This is a genomic window from Lactonifactor sp. BIOML-A5 (genome assembly GCF_009677585.1).
Classification (GTDB): domain Bacteria; phylum Bacillota; class Clostridia; order Lachnospirales; family Lachnospiraceae; genus Lactonifactor.
Genome location: NZ_WKYV01000003.1, coordinates 50,107 through 74,719, shown reverse-complemented (window position 1 = coordinate 74,719; position 24,613 = coordinate 50,107). Strand labels below are relative to the sequence as shown.

At 47.4% G+C, this 24,613-nt stretch carries 23 protein-coding genes; 16 read left to right on the top strand and 7 right to left on the bottom strand.

Going from position 1 to position 24,613, the window contains the following annotated elements:
* Nucleotides 1–5 precede the first annotated feature (5 nt).
* The 4 genes from uraA to GKG41_RS02965 are packed head-to-tail and all read left to right on the top strand — an operon-like array spanning nt 6 to nt 3,852.
* Nucleotides 6–1,277, top strand: a complete 1,272-nt coding sequence (gene uraA / locus GKG41_RS02980; protein WP_154256996.1) for a uracil permease — start codon at nt 6–8, stop codon at nt 1,275–1,277.
* Nucleotides 1,274–2,377 carry a helix-turn-helix transcriptional regulator gene (locus GKG41_RS02975; protein WP_154256995.1) on the top strand — a complete coding sequence of 368 codons (1,104 nt, stop codon included), beginning with the start codon at nt 1,274–1,276 and terminating at the stop codon, nt 2,375–2,377. The genes uraA and GKG41_RS02975 overlap by 4 nt, the downstream gene beginning before the upstream one ends.
* Nucleotides 2,378–2,389: 12 nt before the next feature.
* Nucleotides 2,390–3,091 (top strand): pentapeptide repeat-containing protein, encoded by a 702-nt coding sequence (locus GKG41_RS02970; RefSeq protein ID WP_154256994.1) that lies wholly within the window; start codon nt 2,390–2,392, stop codon nt 3,089–3,091.
* Between the two features lie 17 nt (nt 3,092–3,108).
* Nucleotides 3,109–3,852: an alpha/beta hydrolase gene (locus GKG41_RS02965; RefSeq protein WP_154256993.1), complete on the top strand. Its 744-nt coding sequence runs from the start codon at nt 3,109–3,111 to the stop codon at nt 3,850–3,852.
* A 40-nt stretch (nt 3,853–3,892) separates the two neighbouring features.
* Here GKG41_RS02965 and GKG41_RS02960 read toward each other — a convergent pair whose 3' ends face one another.
* The 4 genes from GKG41_RS02960 to GKG41_RS02945 form a co-directional block, all read right to left on the bottom strand.
* Entirely contained in the window at nt 3,893–6,223 is a 2,331-nt protein-coding gene (locus GKG41_RS02960; RefSeq protein ID WP_154256992.1) for a sensor histidine kinase, read from the bottom strand.
* Nucleotides 6,195–6,893 carry a response regulator transcription factor gene (locus GKG41_RS02955; protein WP_072850465.1) on the bottom strand — a complete coding sequence of 233 codons (699 nt, stop codon included), beginning with the start codon at nt 6,891–6,893 and terminating at the stop codon, nt 6,195–6,197. Before GKG41_RS02955 ends, GKG41_RS02960 begins: the two co-directional genes overlap by 29 nt.
* Nucleotides 6,894–7,138: 245 nt before the next feature.
* On the bottom strand, nt 7,139–7,303 hold the full coding sequence (locus GKG41_RS02950) for a hypothetical protein (RefSeq protein ID WP_154256991.1): 165 nt from the start codon (nt 7,301–7,303) through the stop codon (nt 7,139–7,141).
* Between the two features lie 28 nt (nt 7,304–7,331).
* Nucleotides 7,332–7,937, bottom strand: coding sequence for an accessory gene regulator B family protein (locus GKG41_RS02945; RefSeq protein ID WP_154256990.1), 606 nt, complete (start codon nt 7,935–7,937; stop codon nt 7,332–7,334).
* A gap of 195 nt (nt 7,938–8,132) precedes the next feature.
* Here GKG41_RS02945 and GKG41_RS02940 point away from each other — a divergent pair, with 195 nt between their 5' ends.
* The gene (locus tag GKG41_RS02940) at nt 8,133–9,446 is read left to right on the top strand and encodes a GHKL domain-containing protein (protein ID WP_154256989.1); all 1,314 of its coding nucleotides are present in this window, start codon (nt 8,133–8,135) and stop codon (nt 9,444–9,446) included.
* 13 nt (nt 9,447–9,459) lie between these two features.
* On the top strand, nt 9,460–10,200 hold the full coding sequence (locus tag GKG41_RS02935) for a LytTR family DNA-binding domain-containing protein (RefSeq protein WP_154256988.1): 741 nt from the start codon (nt 9,460–9,462) through the stop codon (nt 10,198–10,200).
* Nucleotides 10,201–10,296: 96 nt separating this feature from the next.
* Here the strand turns inward: GKG41_RS02935 and aroC are convergent, their stop codons facing one another.
* Nucleotides 10,297–11,403 (bottom strand): chorismate synthase, encoded by a 1,107-nt coding sequence (aroC, locus tag GKG41_RS02930; RefSeq protein WP_154256987.1) that lies wholly within the window; start codon nt 11,401–11,403, stop codon nt 10,297–10,299.
* Between the two features lie 231 nt (nt 11,404–11,634).
* Here aroC and GKG41_RS02925 point away from each other — a divergent pair, with 231 nt between their 5' ends.
* The 3 genes from GKG41_RS02925 to GKG41_RS02915 are packed head-to-tail and all read left to right on the top strand — an operon-like array spanning nt 11,635 to nt 13,211.
* Entirely contained in the window at nt 11,635–11,964 is a 330-nt protein-coding gene (locus tag GKG41_RS02925) for a PadR family transcriptional regulator (protein ID WP_154256986.1), read from the top strand.
* On the top strand, nt 11,965–12,951 hold the full coding sequence (locus tag GKG41_RS02920; protein ID WP_154256985.1) for a permease prefix domain 1-containing protein: 987 nt from the start codon (nt 11,965–11,967) through the stop codon (nt 12,949–12,951).
* Nucleotides 12,948–13,211 (top strand): DUF1294 domain-containing protein, encoded by a 264-nt coding sequence (locus GKG41_RS02915; protein WP_154256984.1) that lies wholly within the window; start codon nt 12,948–12,950, stop codon nt 13,209–13,211. The genes GKG41_RS02920 and GKG41_RS02915 overlap by 4 nt, the downstream gene beginning before the upstream one ends.
* 18 nt (nt 13,212–13,229) lie before the next feature.
* Here the strand turns inward: GKG41_RS02915 and GKG41_RS02910 are convergent, their stop codons facing one another.
* Entirely contained in the window at nt 13,230–14,087 is an 858-nt protein-coding gene (locus tag GKG41_RS02910) for a class I SAM-dependent methyltransferase (RefSeq protein WP_154256983.1), read from the bottom strand.
* Between the two features lie 144 nt (nt 14,088–14,231).
* On the opposite strand from GKG41_RS02910, the gene GKG41_RS02905 reads away from it, so the two are divergent.
* The 5 genes from GKG41_RS02905 (at nt 14,232) to murF (ending at nt 22,464) form a co-directional block, all read left to right on the top strand.
* The gene (locus GKG41_RS02905; RefSeq protein ID WP_154256982.1) at nt 14,232–16,802 is read left to right on the top strand and encodes a cation-translocating P-type ATPase; all 2,571 of its coding nucleotides are present in this window, start codon (nt 14,232–14,234) and stop codon (nt 16,800–16,802) included.
* A 187-nt stretch (nt 16,803–16,989) separates the two neighbouring features.
* On the top strand, nt 16,990–18,276 hold the full coding sequence (locus tag GKG41_RS02900) for an aminotransferase (RefSeq protein ID WP_154256981.1): 1,287 nt from the start codon (nt 16,990–16,992) through the stop codon (nt 18,274–18,276).
* 165 nt (nt 18,277–18,441) lie between these two features.
* The gene (locus GKG41_RS02895; RefSeq protein WP_154256980.1) at nt 18,442–19,845 is read left to right on the top strand and encodes a L,D-transpeptidase family protein; all 1,404 of its coding nucleotides are present in this window, start codon (nt 18,442–18,444) and stop codon (nt 19,843–19,845) included.
* Between the two features lie 204 nt (nt 19,846–20,049).
* Nucleotides 20,050–21,078: a D-alanine--D-alanine ligase gene (locus GKG41_RS02890; protein ID WP_154256979.1), complete on the top strand. Its 1,029-nt coding sequence runs from the start codon at nt 20,050–20,052 to the stop codon at nt 21,076–21,078.
* Nucleotides 21,079–21,090: 12 nt separating this feature from the next.
* Nucleotides 21,091–22,464: a UDP-N-acetylmuramoyl-tripeptide--D-alanyl-D-alanine ligase gene (gene murF, locus GKG41_RS02885; RefSeq protein WP_154256978.1), complete on the top strand. Its 1,374-nt coding sequence runs from the start codon at nt 21,091–21,093 to the stop codon at nt 22,462–22,464.
* Nucleotides 22,465–22,505: 41 nt separating this feature from the next.
* On the opposite strand, the gene GKG41_RS02880 is transcribed toward murF, so the two are convergent.
* A complete protein-coding gene (locus tag GKG41_RS02880; RefSeq protein ID WP_154256977.1) occupies nt 22,506–23,387 on the bottom strand; it encodes a LysR family transcriptional regulator in 882 nt (293 codons plus the stop codon).
* Nucleotides 23,388–23,514: 127 nt separating this feature from the next.
* Here GKG41_RS02880 and GKG41_RS02875 point away from each other — a divergent pair, with 127 nt between their 5' ends.
* A complete protein-coding gene (locus GKG41_RS02875) occupies nt 23,515–24,081 on the top strand; it encodes a chromate transporter (protein ID WP_154256976.1) in 567 nt (188 codons plus the stop codon).
* Complete coding sequence (locus GKG41_RS02870; RefSeq protein ID WP_256280839.1) at nt 24,075–24,611, top strand: chromate transporter; 537 nt, start codon at nt 24,075–24,077, stop codon at nt 24,609–24,611. Before GKG41_RS02875 ends, GKG41_RS02870 begins: the two co-directional genes overlap by 7 nt.
* The last annotated feature ends 2 nt before the right edge of the window (nt 24,612–24,613 follow it).

The window sequence follows — 24,613 nt, the reverse complement described above, 5'->3', positions numbered from 1 at the left end:
GGAAAATGGAAAGTAGAAAAGTGATTCAGGTGGAAGAGAAGGTGCCTTTTAAGATGTTGGTGCCGTTGAGTATCCAGCATATGTTTGCCATGTTCGGGGCATCTGTCTTAGTACCTTTTATCTTTCAGATTAATCCTGCGATTGTACTTCTCATGAATGGTGTGGGAACCTTATTGTTTATCCTTATCACGAAGGGCAAAGCACCTGCCTATCTGGGATCGAGCTTTGCCTTTTTAGCTCCCGCAGGTATTGTAATATCCAAGTTCGGTTATCCATACGCCCTGGGCGGCTTTGTCGCTGTGGGTGTCTGCGGCTGTATTCTGGCATTTATCATCTATAAGTTTGGCACCGAGTGGATCGATGTAGTGCTTCCGCCTGCTGCTATGGGTCCGGTGGTAGCTCTCATCGGCCTGGAACTTTCCTCAACCGCAGCCAGCAATGCAGGGCTTCTGGAGGAAACGGTGGATCCTAAGAATGTAATTGTATTTATTGTTACCCTGGGCACTGCGGTTTTGGGTTCCGTACTTTTCAAAAAATTTCTTTCTGTGATTCCTATCTTAATTGCTATTCTGGTAGGGTATGCGGCGGCGCTCCTGTGTGGGATCGTAGATTTTACAGAGGTAGCGGCAGCCCCCTGGTTTGCACTGCCAAACTTTGTGATGCCGAAGTTCAATATCAGTGCTATTCTGATAATTCTTCCGGTACTTTTGGTGACGGCCTCTGAGCATGTGGGTCATCAGATTGTTACCAGTAAGATTGTGGGCAGAGAGCTTCTGAAAGATCCCGGCCTCCACCGTTCCTTATTCGCGGATTATTTTTCTACTGCCTTGTCCGGTATGATCGGGTCTGTGCCGACTACCACATATGGGGAAAACATTGGCGTAATGGCAGTGACCAAGGTATACAGCGTATATGTCATCGGCGGTGCTGCGGTTTTGTCCATCGCAGCCTCCCTGCTTGGAAAGCTTTCTATGCTGATCAGTACGATACCGGGGCCGGTAATCGGGGGGATTTCTTTTCTGCTCTACGGCATGATCGGGGCTTCGGGGATTCGTATTCTGGTGGACTCCAGGGTGGATTACGGCAGCTCCAGGAATCTTACGCTTACGTCTGTCATATTTGTGACCGGATTATCAGGGATTGCATTAAAAATGGGCAATATTGAGCTGACAGGCATGGTTCTTGCCTGCGTGGCAGGCATGCTTTTAAGTCTGCTTTTCTATGTATTTGATAAATTACACTTGACGAATGATCAGGAGGAAGAAGGACAGGCATGATTCACATTGCTGGAAAGCTAAGTGAGAAAAGAAAGGAAAGGGGAATTACCCAGGAGGAGCTGGCCTCATTTATGGGGGTATCCAAAGCGTCGGTGTCAAAGTGGGAGACCGGCCAGAGCTATCCGGATATTGCGATACTCCCCCAGCTGGCTTCCTATTTTAATATCAGTATTGACGAGCTTATGGGATACGAACCCCAGCTGGAGAAAGGGGAAATCCGCAGACTGTACAGCCGTCTGGCGTCAGCCTTTTCCCTCAAACCCTTTGGCGAGGTCTATGAGGAATGCCGTGAAATTATACGTAAGTATTATTCCTGCTTTCCTCTGTTGCTTAACATGGCAAATCTTTTATTAAACCATTTTGCACTGGCACCTGATCCAGAGACCGGAAGGGGACTTCTGGAAGAGATTATCAAACTGAGCATCCGTGTAAAAGAAGGCAGCAGGGATATTTTCCTCATACGTCAGGCCAATGTTTTGGAGGCAACAGGTTATCTGGAGATGGGAGAGCCTAAAAAGGCATTGGCTCTGCTGCAGGATACCGTAATGCCCATACTGGGAGAAGAAATCCTCCTTTCCTGTGCCTATGAGCAGACCGGCCAGAGAGATAAGGCAGTGGAGACTCTGCAGATAGACATGTATCAGAAGGTGATAGGACTAATTGCCGACGCACAGAAGTTTCTTATGCTTCATATGCATGAGGAGGAGGCGTTCCGGGAAACGGTACAGCGGATGGCTGCTGTGTCGGACTGCTTCCGACTGGACCAGCTGCACCCTATGACAATGGGGAACCTATACTATGTTGCGGCGCTGGGATTTCTGTCACAGGAGAGCAGGGAAGAGGCTTTGGATATGCTGGAGCGGTTTGCTGAGGTATGGATACAGACAGAACTTCCGGTGAGGCTTCATGGGGACGGGTACTTTGATAAGCTGGACGGGTGGTTCAAAGAATTTGACCTGGGAGATCAGGCGCCCTTAAACGATACTGTGATTAAAAAGAGTCTTCTGGAGGCTTTGTCCCCGGAGTCCGGAGTAGGGGAGCTGGCGGGGGACCCCAGATTTGAGCTGTTAGTGAGAAGGATGAAAAATAAGCTGGAGTAAGGGGATGAAAGGATGAGAAGCTACACAAAAGAGGAATTGGGAGAAGCTTTGAAGGGAAGAAAGCGGGGACAGATCCTGGATCTGAGAGAGAGCAGCTTTGAAGATATGGATCTGTCAGGATGGGACCTGGGAAACATAGATTTTGGATGGAGCAATTTCAAAAACGTCCGGCTGGACGGGGCAGTTTTTCGAAATGCGGATCTTTCCAACACCTATTTTCCGGGCTGTTCCCTCAGAAATGCGGATTTTACAGGGGCGGATCTTGGGGGTACTAATATGAGATTCTGTGATCTGTCATATTCCTGCATCTGCGGGGCTGATTTATACGCGGGAGTGTTTGAAGGGGCTGTCCTTACTGGACTGAAGGCAGATGAGAACACCAGGTTTTACCGGATGCCCTGCCCCGAGTCGGGTGCATTTGTAGCCTATAAAAAGTGCTTTGACTTCAGAATCGTGCAGCTTTTGATTCCTGCAGATGCCAGGCGGTGTTCTGCCACGAACCGGGCCTGCAGATGTGATAAGGCTAAGGTTCTGTCTATTAAAAGTGTGGATGAGACCCAGTCATTTACGGAAGCCAGATCCTATGTGGATGAGAATTTTGTTTACCGGGTGGGGGAGGTATCCCGAGTGGAAGACTTTAACCCTGACCGCTGGGTGGAGTCTACCACGGGAATTCACTTCTGGATGACCAGAGAAGAAGCGATCAATTACTAGCAGAAGAGAGGGAAGAGATGAAGAGAGTCAGAAGAGAGGGGACAGTCCGTGTGGAGGATGCGGAGATTTATTTTCGTGTAGTGGGGGAGGGGAGGCCGTTGGTTCTTCTGCACGGAAATGGGGAAGACCATACAGCTTTCCGGGCCCAGATTCAGAGGTTCAGGGGAGAATATCAGTTGGTTCTGATAGACAGCAGAGGGCATGGCAAATCCTCTCTGGGCTGCCGGGGCCTTAACTTTTCCCTGATGGCCAATGACATTCTCCAGGTGCTGAACTATCTGGGAATAGAAGCGCCTGTGATTCTGGGATTCAGCGATGGGGCAAACCTGGCCCTGCAGTATGCGGTTTTGTATCCCAAGCGGCTGAGTGCACTGATAGCAGTCAGCGGGAACTGGTCTCCCAGGGGAATGAAATTCTGGTTTTACCAGGGGGTAAAATGGATGTATTTCTGGTGGCGTCTGGCCGCTCATTTTCACTGGAAAGCCCGCTGTAAAAAAGAGCTGTACGGTCTGATGGCCCTTCATCCGAAGCTGACGGAGGAGGAACTTAAGGGAATAACAGTTCCGGCCCTGGTCATTGCGGCTGACAAAGATATGATTCGGGAGTCTCACACAAGAAAGCTGGCAGGACTTCTGCCGGATGCCAGGCTGAAAATTATTAAAAATGCCAATCATATGTCCATTTACGGGAGACCGGAAGCCTATAACCTTGTGATTCACAGATTTTTACAGGAGCTGGAAAAAAAAGACGACGCTTTATGAGCATCGTCTTTTTTCTTAGAATCTATCAAACGGTTCGTCATCAATCATGTTTGGGAAGTGCATCCTCTCTGCGTTGGGGACCTTCCAGATATAAGGGACTTTCTGTGTCAGCAGCCTGAGGGCTCTCCGGAGCCGGCGGCTCCTGTTTTTCCAGCGGCCACCGTATGGTCACCTTGAACAGATCCGCGTCGGTGGTAATATGCATGGTTCCATTTTGTAAGTCTACAAAGCTTTTGGCGATGGCCAGACCCAGGCCCGAGCCTTCGGTATTTCTGGCGGAATCACCCCGGACAAATCGCTCTGTAATCTCCTCCGGATTAAAATTTAATTCCTGGGCAGACACATTCTTCATGGTAATCACAGCTTCACCGGAGATGGCCTCCACCGTAATATATACCCGTGAATGGCTCAGCGAATATTTTAGTATGTTGATTAGCAGGTTTTCAAATACCCGGTAGGTTTTCTGACTGTCAAGAGTCAGGCAGATTTTTTCATCCGGAAGATTCCAGCGGAAGTCCAGTGTGGACTGGGAAATCTTATCGTTCAGTTCAAATGCTACCTGTTTCAGAAGATTCACAATATCTACTCTCATAAGATTCAGAGTCACATTTTTACTGGTTGCCTTGCTGATCTCGAACAAATCCTCAATGAGTGCTTTCAGCCGCAGAGACTTTTGCTCCAGGATATCAATATAGGAGCGGTGTATCTCAGGGGAAAGGTCTTCATTTTTCAATAAATTCACATAAGTTATGATGGCAGTGAGAGGGGTCTTCAGATCGTGGGATACATTCGTAATCAAATCTGTTTTCATGCGCTCACTTTTGACCTCTTCCTCCACCGCTTTTTTAAAACCAGTCTGTATTTTCTGAATCTCTCCTTTAAAGGGTTCAAAGACACCTAAATCTTCGTCTATGGTTACATCCAGATTGCCTTCTGCAATGGCGTTGGTAGAAGATAATAATTTTTTATATTTCGTTTTCAAATCATTAAAGTATTTCTGCAGTACAAAGAACAGTACAATGGAATAGAGGATCAGGGCCCCGATTCCAAAAAACCAGAAACTGCAGATGAGAGCCAGTATAATGAAGTTAATTCCCACAATTTTCAGAATGGTACGGTTTGATTTATCCTGAAAATCCAAGTGATCAAATGAGTGATACACTTTGACACACCCCCGCTTGATCCATGCGAAGAGTCTGTAGATTAACGTTCTTTCTTTAATGTACCGCCGCAGTCCAAGGGTAAATACATTTCTGAGGCAGGACACGATCCAATATACCAGGGCAAAAATCAGACACCACCACAAGAGGTTCCAGGCAACGGACAAGCTTTCAATTAAATACGGGTTTTTAAGGCCGGCCTGTTTTAATGTCTTTGTTACAATTCCTTCATTGGTGATTACCACCAGATGAACAATGGAGCTGACAATAAGACTCAGAGGGATAAAGCCCAAAAACGCTGCCTCCATGGGCGCCCGGAAAATTTTTTCGTTTCCTGTCCTCAAGGGACGGATAAACGGGATTAACAGGGCAGCGAGCCCTACCAGGACTATAAGGAAGAGTAATGTCTGGTAAACAACTCCTGAATCAATGTACCCATGATACCTGCTTTCCAGATCCAGGCTTAAATAAGCATTGGCATTTTCCCTTGTCATACCGTAGATAAAGGTACGGTTTTGAGGAAACTGGAAGGAATAGCTGGCTGACAGGCTGGTGGATCCGTAATAGCTTTCATAGTAGTAGTCATCAACAGGGTCTTTGCGTCCCAGGGACTCCAGAAGATTAGAGAGCTCTTTGGAATTCTCTCCGAAGGTATTGAGAACAGTTAAATTTCCTCCCTGATCGTACTGCATAGCTACGCCCCAGAGATACTTTTCCTCTTTATCCCTGGTAAGGTCCTCCAGAAGACTTCCGGTGACATTCTGATCCAGAATTTGGTTGTTCTCATCCAGGACCTGATACTCCAGATTTCCCCTCACATTGTCAAAGGAGGACTGCCAGGACCGGTATTCCTGAAGAATATTATTTTTGAAATCAGTCAGCGCGGATGCATAAGCATCCTGTTCATCCCAGGCCTCTTCCATGTCTTCAGAGACAGGCGAATTTTCAGCCTCCTTTAGATCAGGATAGAAGATCTGATTGGGCAAAATAGTACGCCCTTCTTTTCTTTGTGCTTCTTCTGTATATAATACGTAATTGCCGTATATTATCTGACGTAAAAATTGTGAATCTGTATAAAAATTTTCTTTGTATGCAGAGGATTCCCGATCCAGAAATGGATATAAGCGCACCATCCCCACGGAGGGCAGCAATATAACCAGAAGTATAATCAGGACTGCAAGTTTATGGTTGTTTTTCGATTTTGTATCCAACTCCCCACACCACCTTTAGATATTTTGGATCTTTTGGATTGATTTCTATTTTTTCACGGATATTCCTTACATGGACCATGATGGTATCCGTGTTGACAGCGCGCTCATTCCAGACGCGCTCATATATTTCCTCGGCAGAGAAGACTCTTCCGGGATTCTTCATCAAAAGCAGGAGAATCTTATATTCCATGGGTGTCAGTTTAACCGGCTTTCCATCTACAGTTACCTCCACCGTGTCCTCGTTGATTTCCAGACCGCCGATGACATGAACATTTTCTTTCTGTTCCAGCTTATTCAGAAACATTTTGTAGCGGCGGAGCTGTGAATTGACCCTGGCCAAAAGTTCCATAGGAGTAAAGGGTTTGGTCACGTAGTCATCGGCGCCGATATTCAGTCCCATGATTTTATCCATTTCCTCCGACTTTGCGGAGAGCATAATTACCGGAAAGTCATAATCTTTTCGCAGCTGCATAGTCATAGTGATGCCGTCCATTCGAGGCATCATAATATCTACAATGGCCAGATGGATGACTTCTCTGTTGATGATCTCCAGACCTTCCACGCCATCTGCCGCCTGGTATACTTCGTATCCCTGACTTCGTAAATATATCTCAACACCTTCCCGAATTTCTTTATCATCCTCTACAATTAAAACATGATTAGCTTCCATAGTGTATGCTCCTTTGTTTTTCTTTCCATTATACTATATTTTCCCCAAGGGATACATGGAATTTAATTGCAGCACGATTTTGTCCTCCTGTCTTTTGAGTATGGGATCAGTATAGTGGATGATTCTAAATTTACTCACGTGGAAAATCGAAAGAATTTCTAAAGAATTTCAAAAAGAGCGGAAAAGGTGACTGCAGCATATAAAAAAGGCTGCCGTCATAAAAGTTCTTATGACGGCAGCAGTGCTTATTCCTTTTTCATTTTTTTGATTGTGTCCATGGCTTCCTCATCGGGTAAAATTTCTCCAAAGTTCCACGGGACACTTTCCCCTACAGATTTAATGGCTACATGGAGCGCAAACTCTTCAATTTTTCCTGCGACAAATGATTTGAAAGTATGTAACGTATGCATTTTATGAAGTCTCCTTTTCCTGCTAAAATTAAATATTCCCAGAAACAGATTTGGCTTTTCTGCAGAATAGCTTTCCGTAAGGAAGAATGGAAAGTGATTCCCAGATACATGGAATCATAATCAGTCCCTTCACTGAATCTGCAGAACTCATCAGAGCTATGATGCCCCAGAAGCTCATAACTATAAGTGAATTTCTCTTCATTTTCTTTCGTACGGATATTTTAGAAATTGGATTGTTCTTGGTATCACAGGGGGCTGACCAATATAACAGAACCAGAACAAAGAAGACAGACAGAACCAGGAACACAGAGTTCCATCTCAGAAACTTACTTAATACAGAGGAGATACCACATAGTGCGATCATCATGAATGTACAACCTGCACCCGTCCTCATGTGGTACCCCCCTGCCTGGGAGCGCATGCTCCAAAACACTGCCAGTGCAAGCAGTACTTCCTGTCCCAAACCTACTGCAACTGCACAGCCGAGTATAAGGATAAATTTAATAAGAGTATCTATAATTAATTCCAGCCCATATGCCACAACCTTAACGCTGTCCCCTCTGACAGCCTTGTCCCTCTGGTTGCTACTGGCAACTTGTCCCGCGAGCCGGCGGCTTAAAGTTTTTATATTCATCCACTCACTATTTCCTTTGCAGCCATTAATTGACAAATACTCCTTTATCCATTACTCTCTAATGAGATACTATCATATATTATTCTAATTTTGCAGTTTTATGCATAAAAAGCGTAATTATTACCCTGAACGTTTCGTATTTAATGTTAGAAGGAAAAACACAGCATCTATATCTGACTTGAAAAGGAGAGTTTTATGAACGCAAACATTTTGACTAATGCAGTATTGTCCATGGCCACCCTAATTTTAGTATGCACCAACCCGCTTCCCGGGAAGCCCCGGCTGCTTCACAGGGGGATCCTTTTTGCAGTGCTGTTCTTTATGTCTATCCTGGTATTTCCCCGTATCGGACAAGCTGGGACTATTGTTTCCCTGTCCATTATTTTTGTATTTCTGATGTTAACGCAGAAGGGGCACCGGCTGCTGGCTTGTATCTGCTCCCTTTGCGGTTATATTATTTCTATTATGATAAATTATGTCCTTCTGATCGGTGCGGATAAGCTGCTCCGCCTGGAGGTGAGTGCACTGGCCACCACGTATCTTCTACCGTTTTCTCTGTTATTTATGGCAGTGAGCGGCGGTGCTACCTGGCTGGTGGGATATATTCTGCGAAATAAAATTAAGATACAGGATATACAGTTTAACCGGCTGAATATCCTTGCCATATGTCTGAATCTTGCCATATGTGTGGTACTGTTTGTGTTTAATATTATTTATGGGGACAGACTCGGATATCCGGCTGAGGTGGTTTCATTTAACGGTGTATTATTTATTGTCTATTTTTTGCTTTCCTCAGTGCTGCTTTCGTTTTCCATCTTCAGTATAAAAAAGGAGGAGGCTGCGAAACATAAACTGGAACGCTTAGAAGCGCTGGAAGGATATACAATGAATCTGGAGAGTCTGTACAACCAGATGCGCGCGTTTAAACATGACTATACGAATATTCTTACGACTATGAGCTGCTTTTTAGATGAAAAGGATTACGAAGGACTGCATACATACTTTAATGAACGAATTCTTCCGACCGGGCAGGAGCTGGGACAGAAATCATATTCTGTAGGGATCCTGACAAATATGGGGATTCTGGAACTAAAAAGCCTTCTATATACGAAGGTGATTCAGGCTATTACCCAAGAACTTACCCTGTCTGTGGATATCCCCTATAAAGTGGAACGGGTATCCATGGACATGATAGATCTCACCCGCATTCTTGGGATTTTTCTGGACAATGCCCTGGAAGCCGCCTGCATCTCGAAAAAGCGGGAACTGTACATTGGAATTCTCCAGGAGGAAGACCGATGTATCTTTCTTATTAAGAATTCCTGTGACACTGAGAACCTGTCCATGGGCCGCCTTGGTACGCCGGGATACAGTACAAAGGGGGAGAACAGGGGAATCGGCCTTTCCAATGTAAACAAGCTTTTGGAGAAATACCCTTCGGCGCTTCTGAATACAGAGTATAAAGAACACATATTCAGTCAGAAACTGGAAATACCGTGCGAAAGATAAAGGAGTGATTTATATGCTGCCCATCTATCTCTGTGAAGATGAACAGGTGCTTCTGCTGAATTACCAGACGGTGATTAAAAACTATTTGTTATTTCATGAAAACCTGGAAATGGAACTGGTGCTTGCATCCCCGGATCCCCACGAGCTTCTTAAGAAGGTAACAGAAAAACCCCAGGCAGCCGTATACTTTTTAGATATCCAGCTGCATTCAGATATCAATGGTCTGGAACTGGCAAAAAAAATAAGAGAAGTGGATCCCCAGGGATATATTATTTTTATCACCTCTCATTCAGAGCTTAGCTTAATGGCCTTAACCTATCAGGTGACAGCCACGGATTTTATCCTGAAAGATAACCCGCTTGAGCTTAAGGAGCGGCTGGTGCAATGCCTGGAACTGGTACACAGCCGCCATACGCATCAAATTGAAACATCCAGAAAAGTTCTCACGGTAAAGATATCCAGCAGGATATTCTCGGTTCCGTTTGACGAAATCGTATTTGTAGAAACGCTCTCAGGCTCCCACAAAGTGAGGATACATACCTGCAGTACGATTTATGAAACCTATCAAAAGCTGAATGAGCTGGAGACCTCTATGGACGACCGGTTTTTCCGCTGTCATAAAGCCTATCTGATAAACAGAGAATATATCCGGAAGGTGGATAAAAAAGCCCGCACCATTTCCATGGAAGACGGAAGTATCTGCCCGGTTTCTGCCAGGCAGATAAGAAAGCTGTCCGAATTTTTAGGAGTCTGATAGGGCAAAAAGGGACAGGCCGGGGGCCAAAGGGGGACGTGTTCTTTCCAGAAAGAACACGTCCCCCTTTGGCCCCCGGCCTGTCCCTTTTTGCGCTCAGCGGAAGAATTTTATGATTTTGTCCATGCGGGACGTCATGCTTCCAAGCAGTGCATCCGCGATCACTAATGCGGCCATGGACTCTACAACTACAACAGCTCTGGGAACAATAACCGGATCATGGCGTCCTTTTATACTAATCTCTATGTTTTCCCCATCTCTGTTCACTGTTTTCTGAGGTGCTGCGATTGAGGGAGTAGGTTTTATGGCGGCCCGAAGGATAATGTCTGTATTGCAGCCGTCACTGATACCTCCGGTGATTCCCCCTGCGTGGTTACTCAGCTTTCTCACATTGCCTTTTGTATCGCAGGCGTAGGGGTCATTGTTGGTGAGCCCCGTTGCCTTTGACGCCTGAAGTCCGTCACCTATTTCTACCCCTTTGACAGCCCCGATGGAGAATATTGCTTTGCCCAGATTGGCATCCAGTTTTTCAAAAGCCGGATCCCCAAGTCCTCCCGGTACGTTCTTTATGATACACTCGATCATACCTCCCGAAGAATTGTGATCTTTCATACAGGTTTTGAGATATTCTTCAGCCCTCTGGGCAGCGTCTTTATCTGGCATGTAAAAGGGGTTTTCCCAAATTGCTGTTTCTTCGAAGTGGTCTTTGTCAATCGCCACCGGACCAATGGACAGGGTATAGGTAGAGAAGGTGATCCCCAGCTGTGCCAAAAGCTTTGATGCTATGGCACCCGCAGCCACTCTTCCTATGGTCTCCCTTCCGGAGGAACGTCCTCCCCCCCGGTAATCCCGGAAGCCGTATTTCTGATCGTAATTATAATCTGCATGGCCGGGGCGGTAGTAGCCCGCGATCTCGCTGTAATCCCGGGAGCGCTGATCTTTGTTGCGAATCATTATGGAAATAGGGGCTCCGGTGGTTTTTCCCTCAAATACGCCGGAGAGAATCTCTGCGGCGTCCCCTTCCCTGCGGGGGGTTGCGTATCGGGACTGGCCGGGTTTTCTCCGATCCAGATAACGCTGCACATCCTCCTCTGACAGGGGAAGGCCGGCAGGGCAGCCGTCCACTACCACGCCCAATCCTGCACCATGAGATTCTCCCCAGGTACTTATCTTTAATATATTGCCAAATGTAGAGCCATACATAATAAAATCCTCCTGTTTTTTGATTCTGCAGTACATGCACCGGACTGTCGGTTTCCTGTGCCTTTCTGTTACATAATACCATAAAATATAGTTTACTGTGAATGAAGGAAATAACTTTCTTCCTAAAATTTGCATAATTACTTTACCTGACGTAGTAATTGTGGTATGATTACTACGTCAGAAGTACTACGACAGTCGTAGCATAGAACGATAAGGGCAGGAGGCATGAAGATGATTAGCAGTGACGTCATACGGGGATACAACGACACTATGATTCTATATCTTCTGTTAGACGGAGATTCCTACGGATATGAGATATCCAGAAATATCCGGGAGATTACAGGCGGGCGGTACATTATGAAGGAAACTACATTATACTCGGCCTTTACCCGATTAGAAAAACATGGGTTTATTACTTCTTATTATGGAAATGCCACCCAGGGGAAAAGGCGTACGTATTACAGGGTGACAGACGCGGGCAGGGCATATTACCGCAGCAAGTGTGAAGAATGGGAACTGACAAAGGACGTAGTCAATCATTTTATCAGGAGGGATGTATAAATGGAGACAATTAAAAATTATCTGGACACTATGTTTCAGAACCTGCCGGATTCTCCCGAAATCCGCAGGGTGAAAGAAGATCTGCTGGCCAGTATGGAGGATAAATATCAGGAGTTAAAAGAAGAGGGTGCCTCTGAGAATGAGGCAGTGGGGAGGGTAATTTCAGAGTTTGGCAATATTGATGAGCTGCTGAGCGAACTCGGCATTTCCCCGGAGGGTACAGAGGAAGAGCCTGCAGAGGAGAGTTGCCTTCTGCCCCTGGAAGAAGCCCAGAGGTACATTCAGGAAGCCCAGAGAGAAGGGCGGCACGTAGCTTTGGGGGTAACCCTTATCCTTTTCGGAGTCTCAGTGCTTATATTTCTGGCGCAGCTTTTTGAGATCCGCATTCTGGGGATGGGAATTCCGAAGCCGATCAGAGAATTTATGCCGCTCCTGTCCTTTTTCATTTTCCTTGTGCCTGCTGTAGGACTTTTTGTAAACAGCGGCATGAAGATGGACGCTTATAAATTCATTGATCAGGGAGAATTCTCCCTGGGAAAAACTACAAGGCAGATTCTTGGCCGGGAGGCTCTGGAGATAAAAGATGCCAATCGGATTTATATTGTATTCGGTGTCCTGCTGTGCGTGATTTCCCCTGTAGTCTTATTCGTGGCAGGGATGTTCGGGGACACGGCGGCAGGGTACAGTATCTGCGTCATGCTCATCTTAATCGCAGCAGGAGTCAATCTCCTCATCCTGGCTGGAACCAGGGAGGATGCATACAAAAAGCTGCTGCAAATGGATAATTACGCACAGATCCACAAAAGGGAAAATAAAATTATCAGTGTAGTAGCGTCTGTGGTATGGCCCCTGACTGTAGTCGCCTTTCTGATAGCCGGATTCTGCTTTGGCATGTGGGGAACTGCGTGGATTCTGTTTCCTGTAGTGGGAATCCTTTTCGGCGCATTCTCAGCAGCCTGCCAGGCAGCATCGGGGAAAAAAGAATGAGGCCGGAACTTATTTATCTGGCCGGGATTAATATCCTGACATTTATTGTCTTTGGGGCGGACAAATATAAAGCCAGACATCACAGATACCGGATCCCGGAGAACACGCTAATGTTTCTGACCGCAATCGGCGGAGGCGCGGGAGCCCTGGCCGGAATGCAGGTATTCCGCCATAAAACGAAACATCTGAAATTCCGCCTGGGCGTTCCGGTAATCCTGGCCGCAGAGGCTGCGGTCTTGCTGTGGTACTTCGCCAGATAGCATAAGGAGCAGGCTGGCTTACGCCTCCCACCGCCCAGAAGCCCCGCAGGGCAGCACCAGGCCGTTGGAGGAAACCGGAAGCCCCACTTCCTGGGAGTCCACCCGGCCCCTGAACTTTTTAAGCTCTGTTGCCAGCATATAAGTCAGGACAGCCGGGGCAAGGCCAGTAGTATAAGAGTTTACCAGGAAGAACAGAGGCGTGTCACTTAGCAGCTTTGTACAGAGCTGAATCAATGGATAAATAGCCTCTTCTATTTTCCAGATCTCTCCTTTGGGTCCCCTTCCGTAGGAAGGAGGATCCATAATTATGGCCTCATATTGTCTTCCCCTGCGGATTTCCCTCTCCACGAACTTGACGCAGTCATCCACGATCCACCGGATAGGTGCATCCTTCAGCCCTGAGGCAGCGGCATTTTCCTTGGCCCAGGTGACCATACCTTTGGAGGCATCTACGTGTGTTACCTGAGCCCCCGCGGCAGCCGCAGCTATGGTAGCCCCGCCGGTATAGGCAAACAAGTTCAGAACCCGGACCGGACGTCCGGCTTTTTTTATTTTATTGCTGAACCAGTCCCAGTTGACCGCCTGCTCCGGGAAGAGTCCCGTGTGCTTAAAGCTGAAGGGCTTCAGGTGAAAGGTCAGATCCCTGTAATGGATTGCCCACTGATCCGGCAGATCAAAGAATTCCCATTCTCCCCCGCCGCTTTTGCTTCTGTGATAGTGGGCATTCCTCTTAGTCCAGCCTTTATGGGTTCTGGGGGTATCCCAGATAACCTGAGGATCCGGGCGGACCAGAAGGTACTTTCCCCATCGTTCCAGCTTTTCCCCCTTTGAAGTATCTATGATCTCATAATCTTTCCAACCGTCTGCTATCCACATGATAATTTACCTTTCTTTTTTCATTCAATCTGTTTTTTCAAATTATATCATACCTATTCTATATTTGAAAAGGCAAGCATACATTATCCTAGAATGGCCGGGCCTTGAAGGAAGAGGCCGGCCACTTTAACCGGAGGTGCCAGAATGTTTGAGATACAGGATGTGAATGAACTGGAAGAGAGATTCCGTACAGACAGCAGGAGAGGACTGCCGAAGGAGGAAGCCCGCAGCCGCTTAAAGGAGTATGGGGAGAATGTACTGAAAAAGGAGAAGGGGCAGACTGTGTGGGGCATGATTCTGGAGCAGCTGAATGAACCCATGATCTTCATCTTATTCATGGCGGCAGCTATTTCGATGCTTCTGAGAGAATACAGTGATACCATCATTATATTTGTTGTAATAGCCATGAATACGGCAGTGGGGGTAATACAGGAGGGGAAGGCCAGAAAGGCCATGGAAGCCCTGAAGAAGCTGGCGGCCCCGGTGGCCCTTGTAAAGAGAGATAATGAATACCAGGAGATTCCCGCCTCCCAGGTAGTACCGGGAGACTTGGTAAAGATAGAAGCAGGTCGCCAGGTGCCTGCGGATGTTCGGATAACCAGCGTCAGAGGTCTGGCGATCAATGAGTCTGCCCTTACAGGAGAATCAATGCCGGTGGAAAAAACGGACCAGCCTATGTCCGCCGAAGCCCCTATGGCTGACAGGAAGAACATGGCCTATATGACTACAGAGGCCATGAAGGGCCAGGGTGAGGGGATTGTAGTAGCTACAGGCATGGAGACTGAGCTGGGGAAAATCGCCGGTCTTATTAACGAAACTACAGGAGAGCTAACCCCTCTTCAAAAACGTCTGGGAGATCTGGGAAAGATACTCAGCGTAGTGGCAGTGGCTCTCTGCGTGGGTCTTTTTTTGATAGGAGTGGTACAGCACCGTAACATTCTGCAGATGCTTCTCCTTGCTATTTCCCTTGCTGTGGCAGCCATACCGGAAGGACTTCCTGCGGTGGTAACCATAGTTCTCGCACTGGGGGTTGCCCGTATGGTGAAGGTGAATACTATTATCCGGAAGCTCCCTGCAGTGGAAACCCTTGGAGCAGTAGGGGTGGTGTGTTCCGATAAAACAGGAACCTTAACGGAAAATAAGATGAAGGTGGTTACTGTCTACTGCAACGGTGAAATTATGCCCGCAGAGAAATTGAACCCGCAGCTTCACGATAGGTTTCTGGAGGGATATCTCTTATGCAATGACAGCCAGCTGGGGGAACAGGAGATCGGGGATCCCACAGAACTGGCCCTGCTCTACATGGGAAAAGAGAGAGGAGTAAAGAAAGAGGTTCTGGAAAAGCAAAAGCCCAGGATAGGGGAGCAGCCCTTTGACTCCCAGAAGAAATACATGGTAACTGTCCACAGAGAGGGAAAATATAATACTGCATATGTAAAAGGCGCCGGGGATTATATCCTGGAACAGTGCACCGGGATACTGGTGAGAGGCAAGATCCTGCCTATGACCCAGGTGCAGAGAATGAAGATCCGCCAGGCGATGGAAAGCATGGCGAGGGATGCCTTGCGGGTTCTGGCTTTAGCCATGAAGGAACGGGCCGGGGAGGTTACCGATGAAGGACTCATGAAAGGGCTGGTCTTTATCGGCCTTACAGGGATGATGGATCCTCCCAGAGAGGCAGTCAGGAATTCCGTATCTATCCTCCACCGGGCCGGCGTTAAGGTAGCCATGATAACAGGCGATCACAAGGATACGGCCTATGCTATAGCCAATAAAATCGGCATCGCTGACGCCAGGGAACAGTGCATCAGCGGAGACGAACTGGAGCGCATGACGGATGAGAGACTGGAGGAAGTCATTCCAAAGCTCAGAGTATTCGCCCGTGTAACACCGGAACACAAAGTCAGGATTGTCAGAGGATTTAAAAAGAATGGACAGATCGTGGCAATGACAGGGGATGGGGTGAATGATGCTCCCTCGCTCCAGGCTGCGGACATCGGAATCGCCATGGGTAAATCAGGTACGGACGTGGCCAAGAACGCTGCAGATATGATTCTTACAGATGATAACTTTTCTACTATAGAAAAGGCGATGGAAGAAGGGCGCAGTATCTATGTAAACATTAAAAAATCCATTCTGTTTCTCCTGTCCTCTAACTTCGGGGAGATTATTACCATGTTTGCGGCTGTGCTGCTGGCTCTGCCCACGCCCCTTAAAGCCAGCCATATTCTGTGGGTAAATCTGATTACAGATTCTCTTCCGGCACTGGCGCTAGGGGTAGACAAAAATAACAGAAAAACGCTCATGAACCATCCGCCCCGGGATCCGGGTGAGAGCCTGTTTGCCCACGGAGGCTGGTTTTTGACTGTATTTTACGGAATGGTGATCGCTGGGATTACGCTGTATGCTTTTCACAAAGGCGGGCAGACCTATGCATTTACCGTGCTGGGGGTTTCCCAGCTTTTCCATGCCATTGGGATGAGAGATACGGAGCGCTCCATCTTTCGGATGAATCACCTGGAGAATCCTTTCATGATCTTTGCATTCTTTGCAGGTTTGGGGCTTCAGTTTATGGTGACAGAGATTCCTTATTTTGTTCAGGCCTTCCAGACCGTGAAACTGGATATGGGCACCTGGCTCTGGCTTCTGGCAGTATCGGCAATACCGTTGCTCTTCCATGAGCTCCGGCTTCTATTTATAAAGAAGGAAAAATGAGCAGAGGGCTAGACGAACGTACGAAATGAAGGAAATAATATATGATAATGCATACAAAAACGAAAAAACAGGAAATGAACCAGTTGAAAATGCCAAAAAATGCAAGTTGGTATTGACAATTAGTCAAATCTCATACTACAATAGCAATTATGAGAATTTGTTGCAGAACGCTAGGAGGAAATTGAGGATGGTACCATATAGTGAATTGAGCAGGGAACAGCTGCTGCGTATGAAGGAAGAACTGGAAAAACAGTATGAGGATGTGAAGGGAAAAGGACTGAAGCTGGATATGTCCAGGGGTAAACCGGCAGCAGCACAGCTGGATTTGGCTATGGGTATGATGGATGTACTGAACAGCTCTGCAGATCTGAAGTGCGAGGCAGGGATTGACTGCAGAAACTATGGTGTTCTGGATGGAATTCCTGAGGCGAAAAGGCTTTTAGGTGCAATGTCTGAGGTAGATCCTGACAGCATTATTATCTATGGAAATTCCAGTTTGAATGTGATGTTTGATACAGTAGCCAGATCCATGACCCACGGAGTGTGCGGGAGTACTCCATGGTGTAAACTGGATAAAGTAAAGTTCCTATGTCCTGTACCCGGATATGACAGACATTTTGCTGTTACAGAATATTTTGGCATTGAGATGATCAATGTTCCGATGCTTTCCACAGGCCCTGATATGGATCTGGTAGAAAAACTGGTAAGTGAGGATGCGTCCATCAAGGGAATCTGGTGTGTGCCGAAATATTCCAATCCCCAGGGAATCACCTATTCCGATGAGACGGTCAGAAGATTTGCCAGATTAAAACCTGCGGCAAAGGACTTTAGAATCTACTGGGACAATGCGTACAGTATTCATCACCTCTATGAAGACGATCAGGATTTTCTTATAGAAATTCTGGGAGAGTGTGCCAAGGCCGGCAATCCCGATCTTGTATATAAATTTACCTCAACCTCCAAAGTGAGCTTTCCCGGTTCGGGGATCGCGGCAGTTGCTGCATCACCTGCCAACCTGGAGGACTTTAAGAGACATATGCAGTTCCAGACAATCGGCCATGACAAATTAAATGAACTCCGCCATGTGAGATTCTTCAAAGACTTAGACGGTCTGACCGCACACATGAAAAAGCATGCGGACATAATGAGACCAAAGTTTGAGGCAGTGATCAATGTCCTGGAAAAAGAACTTCAGGGCACCGGGATTGGAAGCTGGATCGCGCCTAAAGGGGGGTACTTTATTTCCTTTGATGCGATGGAGGGCTGCGCAAAAGCTATTGTAGCCAAGGCAAAGGAGGCAGGACTGGTGATGACTGGAGCAGGGGCAACCTTCCCCTACGGGAAAGATCCGAAGGACAGCAACATCCGTATCGCTCCCTCCTACCCCACACCAGAGGAACTTGCAGTAGCGGCCGATATCTTTGTTCTCAGCGTGAAGCTGGTAAGTATTGATAAAATATTGGAAAGCAAGTAAACAGATGAGCCTTCCCCCGGGGAGGGCTCATTTTCTGCAGGCGGGAAGTGTCGCTTTTGGTCGGCTGGAAATCCTTAAAATTCTGTGAAAAGGCTTTACCAAACAAATGGGTAATGTTACAATAGGACGGGAGTAGAAATAAGCAGAAAAACAGGGGAATTTATTATGAAAACTAAGAGAAAAGGAAAGAAAAAAGCTAAGGCCAGGAAGATTGTCCTGGGTATTCTTATCGCGTATGTAGCGGTGATTGCCGTCATTTATCTGGGGGCATCCTTCTATTATTCAAAGCATTTTTATTCCGGATCCAAGATTAATGGAATTAACTGTACCGGAAAAACTGTGGAGGAAGTAGAGGAGATTATTGCCGATGAAATTGGATCCTATACCTTAAAGGTCAGGGAGCGGGAAGATAAGACAGAGAATATAACCGCAACCCAGATTGACATGAAATATGTCAGCGACGGCAAGATCAAGGAATTGAAAGAGGAACAGAACCCATTTTTGTGGCCTATGTCTTTTACTAACCATAAAGCTTATACGATGTCAGCCACAACCACCTACGACGAAGAAAAGCTGGCGGCCGCCATTGACGGGCTGGATTGCTTTAAGGAAGAGAACATCACCCAGCCGCAGGATGCCAAGCTGGTGGAAGGGGAATCCGGCTATGAAATCAGTCCTGAGGTTCAGGGAAATGCGCTGGATCAGGACAAGGCTAAGCAGCTTTTGAAGGAAGCGATAGCCGGGGGAGAGACGGAGGTTTCTTTTGAAGATGCAGACTGCTATCTGAAGCCTTCCGTACTGAGCGATAACGAAGACCTGATCAAACAGAGGGATCAGATTAATACATATCTGCAGGTAACCATCACCTATGACTTTTCAGACCGTCAGGAGGTGGTTGACAAGGACGTAATTAAAACCTTTCTCACCACAGACGAGGAAGGGAATGTGGGGCTGGATTCGGAGAAAGTAAAACAGTATGTAAAGGAACTGGGATATGAGTACGATACGTTCGGCCTGAGCCGCGATTTTAAAACCTCTCTGGGGACTACGGTTCACCTGAAGGGAGGAGACTACGGATGGGTCATCAATAAAGACAAAGAGACAGCGGCGCTGATAGAGGCAATAGAGGCAGGGGAATCCCAGACCAGAGAGCCTATCTATCTCTATTCCGGAAAATGCAGGGACACCAACGACATCGGCGGTACTTACGTGGAGGTCAGCATACAGGATCAGCGGATGTGGTGTTACAAGGATGGCCAGCAGATTGTAGATACGCCTATTGTAACAGGAAGCGTTGCCAAGGGGTATGATACCCCCGCGGGGGGAGTATGGGCTATTGATGCCAAGAAACGGGATACATTCCTGAAGGGGCAGGGATATTCTTCCCCGGTAAGCTACTGGATGCCTTTTAACGGCGGCGTGGGAATCCATGATGCCAGCTGGAGAAGTGATTTCGGAGGAGAGATTTATAAATCCAGTGGTTCACACGGATGTGTAAATACACCTTTTGAGAATGCAAAGACCATATATAACAACGTTGAAATCGGGACACCGGTGGTTGTATATTAAATGCGAAGGGGCTTGCAGAGCGTCAGTATCTGGCGCTTTGGAAGCTCTTTTTTTGTTGGTTCGCCTATTTCGGAGAGGATGAAAGGGAAAATGCTCTCCTTCTTGCATATGGTGCTAAATCCCTTCATTTCATTGACAAAACGGGCATTATTGATTAGTATAATGAATAAGTAAAACGTCGTATTTATGTGAGGAGTGACTATTATGAACATTGTCGTACTGGCAGGGGGAATCAGCACCGAGCGGGAGATTTCCATTATATCCGGAACGAAGGTCTGCGAGGCCTTGAGAGAAAAAAAACACCGTGCAATATTAGTAGATGTCTCTTTCGGCAAAAAGGAAATGCCGTCTGATTTATTTCCTACAGAGTATGATCTGGACAGAGAGGTTGCTTATATCAATAGCTTCAACGGACAGGAAGAGAAAAGGAAAAAAGACAGAGAATTTTTCGGATCCCATGTATTGGAGATGTGCCGGCAGGCAGACATCGTATTTCTGGCTCTTCACGGGGAAAACGGCGAGAACGGAAAGGTGCAGGCCTGTTTTGACCTGATGGGAATTAAATATACAGGAACAGGCCCTCTGGGCAGCGGTATGGCCATGGACAAAGGAATTACTAAAAGTATCTTCCGATCGGCGGGAGTACCCACGCCCGGAGGTGTACTTCTGAAAAAGGACAATTACAGCAGGGATCCTGCGGATTACCAGATGGAGCTGCCTGTGGTGGTGAAGCCGTGCTGCGGTGGATCAAGCGTAGGGGTATGCATTGCCAAAAGCCGGGAAGAATACGAGAAAGCCCTGGAGGAGTCCTTTTCCTATGAGGAGGAAACTATTGTGGAGCAGTATATTCAGGGCAGAGAGTTCTCCGTAGGCGTTGTGGACGGGGAGGCCTATCCTATTATTGAGATAGCCCCAATTACAGGCTTCTATGACTATAAGAACAAATATCAGGCAGGTGCCGCCATTGAGACTTGTCCGGCTGAGATCCCGGCCGAGACAGCGGAGAAGATGCAGGAGGCAGCGGTGAAAGGCTACCAGGCCCTGTCTCTGGAAAGCTATGCCCGTCTTGATTTTATGATGAATGAGAAGGGCGAGTTCTTCTGCCTGGAGGCCAATACGCTGCCGGGAATGACACCTACCAGCCTGCTTCCTCAGGAAGCTGGAGCTTTGGGCATGGATTTTCCTGCTCTGTGCGAGAGGCTCATCCAGGTATCCCTGAAGAAATATGAATAGATGGAGAAACATATGAAAAATCTGACATTAGAACATATTGCCGCGGCCTGCCATGGAACTTACAGGGGACCGGAGGAGAAAAAGGCAGTGTGCGTGACCAGCATTATTACGGACAGCCGGAAAGCAGAGGAGGGCTGTCTGTTTGTCCCCATCAAAGGGGCAAGGGTAGATGCCCATGAATTTATTGAAAGGGTGATGGAGGCCGGTGCTTTGTGCACCCTTTCAGAACAGGATTTGGGAGAAAAGGGATATCCCTGGATTCAGGTAGATTCCTCCCTTCAGGCAGTGAAGGACATTGCCGCGTATTACCTGAGACAGCTTAAGATTCCGGTGGTGGGAATTACCGGCAGTGTGGGGAAGACCAGCACCAAAGAAATGATAGCTGCAGTTCTCGCTCAAAAATATAAGGTTTTGAAGACACAGGGGAATTTTAATAATGAGCTGGGACTGCCTCTGACGATTTTCCGCCTAAGGGAAGAACATGAGATTGCCGTTCTTGAGATGGGAATCAGTGATTTTGGTGAGATGCACCGTCTGGCAGGGATTGCCAGGCCAGAGACTTGTGTGATTACCAACATTGGATATTGTCATCTGGAATTTCTGAAGTCCAGGGATGGGGTATTAAAGGCTAAAACTGAGATTTTTGATTATCTGGAGGAGACTGGGCATATTATCCTGAATGGAGATGACGACAAGCTTTCCTCTGTGGGTGAAGTGAAAGGGGTGCAGCCTGAATTCTTCGGAATACAAAACCAATGGGGGCTTTTTGCGGATGAGATAGAAAGTCGGGGATTACAAGGCGTATCCTGCCGTATTCATATGGATGGTTCTTCTTTTCAGGTATTGATCCCGCTTCCGGGGCAGCATATGGTGTACAATGCACTGGCCGGCGCTGCAGTGGGGCGTGTATACGGCCTGACTGCGGAACAGATAAAAGCGGGGATCGAAAGTCTGCAGCCTCTCAGCGGAAGGTTCCATATAATAGATAAAAACGGTATCACGGTAATAGACGACTGTTACAATGCCAATCCAGTATCTATGAAAGCGTCCCTGGAGCTCCTCACCGATGCTTTGGGACGTAAAGTAGCTATCTTGGGCGATATGGGTGAACTTGGAGAGCAGGAAGCCAGGATGCACAGGGAAGTGGGGGCTTTTGCGGCCACGCTGGACCTTGATGTATGTGTATGTGTGGGAGCGCTTTCCAGAGGCATGGCAGAAGCGGCAAAATTGGGAGGCACTCATACGAAAGTGATCCATATGGAATCACTGGAGGAGCTTCTGGAAGGGTTGGACAAAATCATCCGGAAAGGGGATACGATACTTGTGAAGGCCTCTCACTTTATGAAGTTTGAAAGGGTGGTTGAAGCCCTTACCCGGGACAGATAGAGGCATTCTTACCGTGCGGCAGGAGTGCAGCCGCAAAGTACTTATAAATGGGAAGCGGTCATTGCAGTCTCAATAAATAATTTCATGGCTTCCGGGATATATTTATCCTTATGGTACACAATATGATTTACGTTCTGTAGGGAGAGCTCACCTGTTTCCAGGGGAATGAGCTCTCCTTTTTTTATCTCTTCTTTAACCAGAATATCCGGAAGAACAGTGATCCCAAGAGAGGCTTTGGCTGCCTGTATGAGCGCCTGAGAATTGACACTGGTCCAGGCTGGGGTGAGTGACAGACCGGCCAGTGTGAAGGCGCTGTCCAGGGTATCCCGGATGGCACTCCCCTTTTCCCGTACCAGCAGCCTTTCCCTCTGAAGAGCCTCCAGTGTGAGCATGGACCTGAGGGCGCAGGGGTGCCCGGGAGAACATAAAAACAACAGAGAATAGGAGGAAAAGGGCAGGCTTACCAGCTGGGAGTAGGGAATGGGCCCCTCGATCAGAGCCAGATCCAGCTCATTGTTCAGCAGCTTTTGGGTGACAGCCCCGGCCTGCTCTATGATAATCTGTTCCTGTATATGCTCTGCTGAGCTGCAAAAAGCGGCCATGATAGAGGGAAGCCAGAAGTTTCCTATAGTAATTGTAGAACCAATCCGAAGCGGCAGCGGCTGCTCAGCAGTGAGCGCATTCGATTTAAGCTCCTCGTACAATTCCAGCAGCCGGTTAACCTTTGACAGCATAATGTTGCCGGATGCATTCAGATAGATGCGCCTGGAAAGGCGATCGAAGAGAGGGGAACCAATCTCTGCTTCCAGTTCAAGAATAGCGTGGGAGACCGCCGGCTGGGTCATATACAGGCGGCGGGCCGCCCTGGTAAAGCTTCCTTCCTCGCAGACAATTTTGAATATGTATAAATGTCGAATGGTCATACTGTCTCCAATCCATTACTAATTATTTATGATATATAGAAAATTATATAATTTTACTAATGGATTGGCAAGAGATATAATAGGAATAAACGTGAGGTGCTGCCTCACTTCAGAAAGGGGAAACCAGATGATATATCAGGTACGGCGCTGTTTATGGCTGTTTTTTATACATATGTTTATCAGCGCATTTACATTTGGCGGGGGATATGTTGTGATTCCAATGATAAGAAAGTATTTTGTAGAGAAACATGCGTTATTTCAGGAGGAAGATCTGCTGGAGATGTCCGCAGTTGCACAGTCGGCCCCAGGGGCAATCGCCGTGAATCTGTCGGCACTGACCGGATACCGTGTGGCCGGCAGGATAGGGGCACTCATGAGCTGTGTGGGCTCTGTGGTACCTCCTTTGCTTATTCTGTCTCTGGTATCCATGGGATATGAGGCGGTGGCCGGCAACCGGATTCTGAGAGGGATCCTTGGAGGTATGGAAACAGGAGTGGCCGCATTAATCGTAGATCTGCTCATTGATATGTGGAGGGCTCTCTGGAGGGAAAAATACATGCTTCTTCCGATCCTGGCAGTGGGGACCTTTTTGGGGAGTTATGTGCTGCATCTGCCGGTGCTCCTTCTGCTGGGGCTTTCCAGTTTTCTCTGCGCGGCAAAGATGTGGGGACGGAGAGGGGGAGAGGTGTGTTAAAGACATTATTCACTGTATTTTTAGAGATTGGGGTGTGCAGCTATGGGGGAGGATATGCTGTAATTCCTCTGATCCAATCCCAGGTGGTAGAGGAGAGGCATTGGCTGACCGTAAGAGAGTTCACGGATATTATTACCATATCTCAGATGACTCCCGGCCCTTTGGCAGTCAATACATCTACCTTTGTGGGACTGCAGACGGGAGGAATCCCCGGAGCTGTACTGGCCACCGCAGGCTGTATTCTGGCAGGAGTTATCATCTCTCTTCTGCTCTATAGGTTTCTGGAGAAGAACCGGCAGTCTGTCTATATCAGAGAGGCGTTTCGGGGACTGAGGGCATCTTCCCTGGGTTTGATCCTATCAGCAGCGGTAACTATACTGGGCCTGGCGCTGTTTCAAAAAGGGAAGCCCGGCGGCGGACTTCCCTCTATGCTCCTGTTTGCAGGGTCTCTGCTGCTTCTGCGGCGGTTTCGGATCCATCCGATCCTGTTAATGCTGGGTGCCGGGGCCGCGGGGCTTTTATTTTTTTAAAA